This window comes from Aestuariivirga sp., from assembly GCF_041738905.1.
Taxonomy (GTDB): Bacteria; Pseudomonadota; Alphaproteobacteria; order Rhizobiales; family Aestuariivirgaceae; genus Aestuariivirga.
In genome coordinates this window covers 1-5,813 of sequence record NZ_JBGSOZ010000149.1, presented here as the reverse complement: position 1 = coordinate 5,813, position 5,813 = coordinate 1, and the positions used below count along the sequence as shown (strand labels likewise).

The window sequence follows — 5,813 nt, the reverse complement described above, 5'->3', positions numbered from 1 at the left end:
GCGCCTTCGCCGGCCTCGAACGCATCATCAACCAGCGCGGCAAGGGTTCCGGCATCGGCTTCGGCGCCGAAGTGAAATCCGTGGACGACCGCCGCACCGGCGCCATGCTGCGCGATCTTGAGCCTGAGGATTTGCTCCGTTTCGGCCTCATCCCGGAATTCGTCGGCCGCCTGCCGGTGATCGCCACGCTCGAAGACCTGGACGAGGCCGCCCTCATCCAGATCCTGACCGTGCCGAAGAATGCCCTGATCAAGCAGTACCAGCGCCTGTTCGAGATGGAGGGTGTGAAGCTCACCTTCCCGGAGGAAGCGCTCCGCTCCATCGCCCGCCGCGCCATCGAGCGCAAGACCGGGGCCCGCGGCCTGCGCTCCATCATGGAACTGATCCTCCTGGAAACCATGTTTGACCTTCCCACCATGAACGGGGTGGAAGAGGTGGTAATTTCCAAGGAAGTGGTTGATGGCGACGCCAAGCCCCTGCTGATCTATGCCGACCGCGAAAAGCAGGGCAACGCCAAGCTGGCGCCTGCTTCCGCCTGATTAAGGTGCCGAAAAATGGCGTTCTTTTTGGCCATTGAAAAGTTAACCCCGGACCTCCACTTTTAACCTATTGGTTCGGGCTGTTTCGTGTGTAACGCAAGAATTGGCCCGAAGGCGCAAGTAGACCGCAGCCCAGTTCCCGGGGGCGGTCGAAACAAGCGGCCAAACCCGCGAAAGGAATAAAAATGACGACCAAAGTTTCAAAGACCCCGGCAACCCCAGGCAGCGCAGAAACCCTCCCGGTCCTGCCGCTCCGCGACATCGTGGTTTTCCCCCACATGATCGTGCCGTTGTTCGTGGGCCGTGAGAAGTCCATCAAGGCTCTTGAGGAAGTGATGCGCGAGGACAAGCGCATCCTGCTCGTCGCCCAGAAGAACCCGGCTGATGATGATCCGTCAATTGACGCGATCTACGAAGTGGGCACGCTGGCCCAGGTCCTGCAGCTTTTGAAATTGCCCGATGGCACCGTGAAGGTGCTGGTCGAAGGCACCGAGCGCGCCAAGGTGGAACGCTTCACCGCCCATGCCGACTATTTCGAAGCCGAAGTGAAGCTGCTGCCCAACATCATCACCAACGAGCAGGAAACCGAGGCGCTGGCCCGCACCGCCATTTCGCAGTTCGAAAGCTATGTGAAGCTCAACAAGAAGGTGCCGCAGGAAATCCTCGCCACCCTTGGCCAGATCACCGATCTTGCCAAGCTGTCCGATACGATTGCCGCCCACCTCGCCATCAAGATCACCGAGAAGCAGGAAATTCTCGAAATGCAGTCCGTCCAGGCCCGGCTTGAGAAAGCCTTTGCCGTGATGGAAGGCGAGATTTCCGTGCTCCAGGTCGAAAAGCGCATCCGCAGCCGCGTCAAGCGCCAGATGGAGAAGACCCAGCGCGAGTACTATTTGAATGAGCAGATGAAAGCCATTCAGAAGGAACTGGGCGACGGCGAAGAGCGCGACGAAGTGGGCGAACTCGAGCAAAAGGTCAAGAACACCAAGTTCTCGAAGGAAGCCCGCGAGAAGGCCACGGCCGAGATGCGCAAGCTGCGCAACATGAGCCCGATGTCGGCGGAAGCCACCGTCGTGCGCAACTACCTCGATTGGCTCTTGGGCATCCCGTGGGGCCAGAAGAGCAAGGTCAAGCATGACCTGGGCTTTGCCGAAGGCGTGCTCGACAGCGATCACTTTGGCCTCGACAAGGTGAAGGAGCGCATCCTCGAGTATCTTGCCGTGCAGAGCCGCACCAACAAGCTGCGTGGGCCCATCCTGTGCCTCGTCGGGCCTCCCGGCGTTGGCAAAACGTCGCTCGGCAAGTCGATCGCCAAGGCCACGGGCCGCGAGTTCATCCGCATGTCGCTGGGTGGCGTTCGTGACGAGGCCGAGATCCGCGGACACCGCCGCACCTACATCGGCTCGATGCCCGGCAAGGTCATTCAGTCGATGAAGAAGGCGAAGAAGGCGAACCCGCTCTTCCTGCTGGACGAGATTGACAAGATGGGCATGGACTTCCGTGGCGATCCCTCTGCCGCACTTCTCGAGGTTCTCGATCCCGAGCAGAACGCGACCTTCATGGACCACTATCTCGAGGTCGAGTACGACCTCTCGAACGTGATGTTCGTGACGACGTCGAACACGCTCAACATTCCGCCGGCCCTTCTCGACCGCATGGAGATCATCCGGATCGCGGGCTACACGGAAGAAGAGAAGCTCGAGATCACCAAGCGCCATCTGGTGCCGAAGTCGATGGAGCATCACGGTCTTCAGGCCAAGGAGTTTGAGATCACCGAGGAGGCGCTCTACGAGGTCATCCGCCGTTACACGCGGGAGGCCGGCGTGCGCTCGCTCGAGCGTGAGATCAATTCGCTGTGCCGCAAGGCCGTGAAGGAACTCATGACGACGAAGTCCAGGAAGAAGATCAAGGTGACGCCCGAAGTCGTCAACCAGTACCTTGGCGTTCAGAAGTATCGCCACGGCGAGGCGGAGCGCGAGGATCAGGTGGGCGTCGTCACGGGCCTCGCCTGGACGGAAGTCGGCGGTGAGATCCTGACGATCGAAGCGCTCATGATGCCGGGCAAGGGCAAGATGACGGTGACGGGCAACCTGCGCGACGTGATGAAGGAGTCGATCTCGGCAGCCTCGTCCTACGTGCGCAGCCGCGCGGCCACCATCGGCGTCAAGCCGCCGGTGTTCGACAAGCGCGACATCCACGTGCACGTGCCGGAAGGCGCGACGCCGAAGGATGGCCCGTCCGCGGGCATCGCCATGGTGACGGCCATCGTCTCGGTGATGACGGGCATTCCCGTCCGCAGGGACGTGGCGATGACCGGCGAGATCACGCTGAGGGGCCGCGTGCTGCCCATCGGCGGCCTCAAGGAGAAGCTGCTGGCAGCTCTCCGCGCCGGGATCAAGAAGGTGATGATCCCCGAAGAGAACACCAAGGACCTGGCCGAGATTCCGGAGAACGTGAAGTCCGGTCTCGAGATCATCCCGGTGTCCATCATGGACGACGTGCTGAAGCACGCCCTCGTGCGGATGCCGGAGCCGATCGAGTGGGACGAGGTGGCCGAGGAAGCCGCGGCGGCCGCCCGCGCCGAAGCCGGAAAGTCCGGCGAGAGCACGGCCCGCGCCCACTGAGCGGGGCGCCAAAACACGAAACGAACAGAGGCGGGAGAGCCAATCTCCCGCCCATTGCTTTTGGGCTGCGAACACGCAATTGCTGCACAAGCGAAGACTTGAAATTCCCGTCGAATCACCGTCACATGGCCGGTGTTGAGTACAGCGTATCGGGCGGATCAACGGCAGCGGGAGATGGCGATCAGGCAGCGCTAATCAGGACCATTCAAACACATTCGCCCCGTGCGCCCTCAGAAATCGCACGGGGTTTTTGTTGCCCATTGCAAGTCCCGCGCGCGGGCGCTACAGCAGGCCCGGGCGGGCGATTAGCTCAGTTGGTAGAGCGCTTCGTTTACACCGAAGATGTCGGGAGTTCGAGTCTCTCATCGCCCACCACTTTTGTTAAGTAGAACAAAAGATTAGGTGGCACCATCCAGGCCCCAGAATTCCAATCTTCTCAATGGTCACAACGTGGTCACACTGAGGAGATTTTCGATGGCGACGATCCGCAAACACAGAGGCAAGTGGCAGGTCCAGGTCAGGCGCAAGAATTGCCGTCCTGTCGTAAAGAGTTTCATCCAGCGCAAAGACGCGGAAGCCTGGTCCAGACAAACGGAACTGGAGATTGACCGCAAGGCCCTTCCGGAGGACCCTAGGCAGCTAGAGCGGATCACCCTTGGCGAGCTGGTCATCCGATATCGAGACACCATCACACCCCGTAAGCGGTCTGCAAAAAGTGAAACGCTGGTTCTCAATGCCTTCCTGCGGCATCCCATCTGCTCTAGGACGCTCAGCGAATTAGGGCAGGGGGACTTTGCCCGCTATCGGGACGAACGCCTCCAGGAGGTGAAACCTCGAAGCCTGCAACGCATGCTGTGTCCGATCCAGAACCTGTACGAGGTTGCAAAGGAAGAATGGGGCCTGCCAATCAGGGAAAACCCAATCCGGAAGCTGAAGATTGTGAGCGAAAGCAACAGGCGAGAGCGGAGGTTGAAAGACGGTGAGCTTGAAAAGCTTGTCGAAGCCGCAGCAAAGACGAAGAATTGCTTGGTCCTTCCTATCATCCTGTTTGCCTTGGAAACGGGCCTCAGGCGTTCGGAAATCCTCGCGGCCACTTGGGGCCACCTGGACGCACAGAACCGTGTCCTGAGCATACCACGGGCCAAGAACGGCCACCCGAGGTCTATCCCTTTGACTCTCGGAGCGATTGACCATCTCTGGCAACTTGAAGGCCGCCAGGTCAAGGCTCACAAAGGCAGGATATTTCCCACCACGGCCAATGCGCTCCGGCTGGCATGGGAGCGGCTGGTCAAGCGGGCAGGCATCGAAGACTTGCATTTCCACGATCTCCGGCATGAAGCCATCAGCCGGTTCTTCGAGATCGGCCTGACAATGCCCGAGGTGGCCCTGCTCAGCGGCCATCGCGACATGCGCATGCTGTTTCGTTATTCTCATCCCCAGAATCGTCGGGTGTTGGAGCAGTTGGACCGAGCCCATTCCCAAGAGCGAAGAGGTGAGCGGTGATATTCACGGGGGAGTATTTCATTAAGATACTGATATATAAAGGTTATATAGAAAAGGAGTGAGTAATGTAAGTGTACGTAGAGTAACCCTAAAGTTACCTGTCTTGTATACTCCTACCACTACCGTATTCCAGGAGACTGAGGCTGCAATTGGATTGGTACAGGCAAGCCACTGATTGGGCTGAATTCCAGCTCGTAACCCGAAGCTTCAAGGCCGCCTTGGGCTTCCTTCAGGCTATGGGTATTCCAGTAGTCTCAAAGCAATATGAAGGCCACGGCGACCGCCTAGAGACGTGATCTTGCCCATCAATCAGCGCGACAAATTCGTGCGGAGAATATTCAATCGGGCATCATGGGATCACGGTGGCCGTTTCTGGGGAGGTTGCGCGTGCCGGGGCAACGCGTGAAGAATTGATCGATGCCATCGTTGGCGCGATCGAGGCCGGTGGATTGTTCTCGGTGAACGTAGACATCATCCACAGCCAAATCGGACAGGCGGCTCACGTGATCCTGCCAGCGGTCGAGTCGGGCGAGATGAACTTGACCTCCATGAACGGCGAGCGCCGCATGCGGCTTGTCGAGAAATACATGGACGGGCCGGGATCATCGAGGCCGGACTGCCTGATCGCCGCCGGGCTTGCCCAGCATCTCGAGCGGGTTCTGCGCGCCGAAGCGCAGCGAAACCTTCATGCTGTTTGGTGCACCCAGCGGCACGCAGGGCAACGTCATCAATGCGGGTGTCAACGAACTGATCCTGCCGAACTACAAACAGACTTGGGCCAACATCCGGAAGATTTCGGATGCGCCGGCCTCGGTCAGGGCGATGTCGTTCAAGTCGTGGGACTACGTCGCGTCGTAAGCAGCAGCGAGTGGCCCGGCAGAATTGCCGGGCCGCATTTCCTCGGACATTGGAAACAGGGAACACCGTGAGATGAATCAGATGTTCCAGCCTCCATCACTTGCACCTGCGCAAGGCCGACTCGTCGATCCCTTCGGCCGGCATGTCTCCTACCTCCGCGTGTCGGTGACGGACCGCTGCGACTTCCGCTGTGTCTATTGCATGGCGGAGGACATGACCTTCCTGCCGAAGAAGGATCTGCTCTCGCTCGAGGAACTCGACCGGGTGTGCAGCGCCTTCATCAAGAAGG

General features: G+C 59.5%; 2 protein-coding genes, 1 tRNA gene and 3 pseudogenes. All 6 read left to right on the top strand.

What is annotated here, in order from left to right:
- Window positions 1–539: pseudogene (locus ACEW8Q_RS13775) on the top strand (ATP-dependent Clp protease ATP-binding subunit ClpX); the annotation flags it as partial.
- Between the two features lie 185 nt (window positions 540–724).
- Entirely contained in the window at window positions 725–3,163 is a 2,439-nt protein-coding gene (lon, locus tag ACEW8Q_RS13770; RefSeq protein ID WP_373504630.1) for an endopeptidase La, read from the top strand.
- 299 nt (window positions 3,164–3,462) lie between these two features.
- Window positions 3,463–3,538 (top strand) — tRNA-Val (locus ACEW8Q_RS13765).
- Between the two features lie 99 nt (window positions 3,539–3,637).
- The gene (locus ACEW8Q_RS13760; RefSeq protein ID WP_373504629.1) at window positions 3,638–4,666 is read left to right on the top strand and encodes a site-specific integrase; all 1,029 of its coding nucleotides are present in this window, start codon (window positions 3,638–3,640) and stop codon (window positions 4,664–4,666) included.
- Between the two features lie 401 nt (window positions 4,667–5,067).
- A pseudogene (locus ACEW8Q_RS13755) lies at window positions 5,068–5,524 on the top strand (molybdopterin-dependent oxidoreductase); the annotation flags it as partial.
- 81 nt (window positions 5,525–5,605) lie between these two features.
- Window positions 5,606–5,813 (top strand): annotated as a pseudogene (locus ACEW8Q_RS13750) (GTP 3',8-cyclase MoaA); the annotation flags it as partial.

Excerpts from the sequence above, each read along its gene's own strand:
- lon (WP_373504630.1), top strand. The coding sequence starts at position 725 with ATGACGACCAAAGTTTCAAAGACCCCGGCAACCCCAGGCAGCGCAGAA.
- ACEW8Q_RS13760 (WP_373504629.1), top strand. The coding sequence starts at position 3,638 with ATGGCGACGATCCGCAAACACAGAGGCAAGTGGCAGGTCCAGGTCAGG.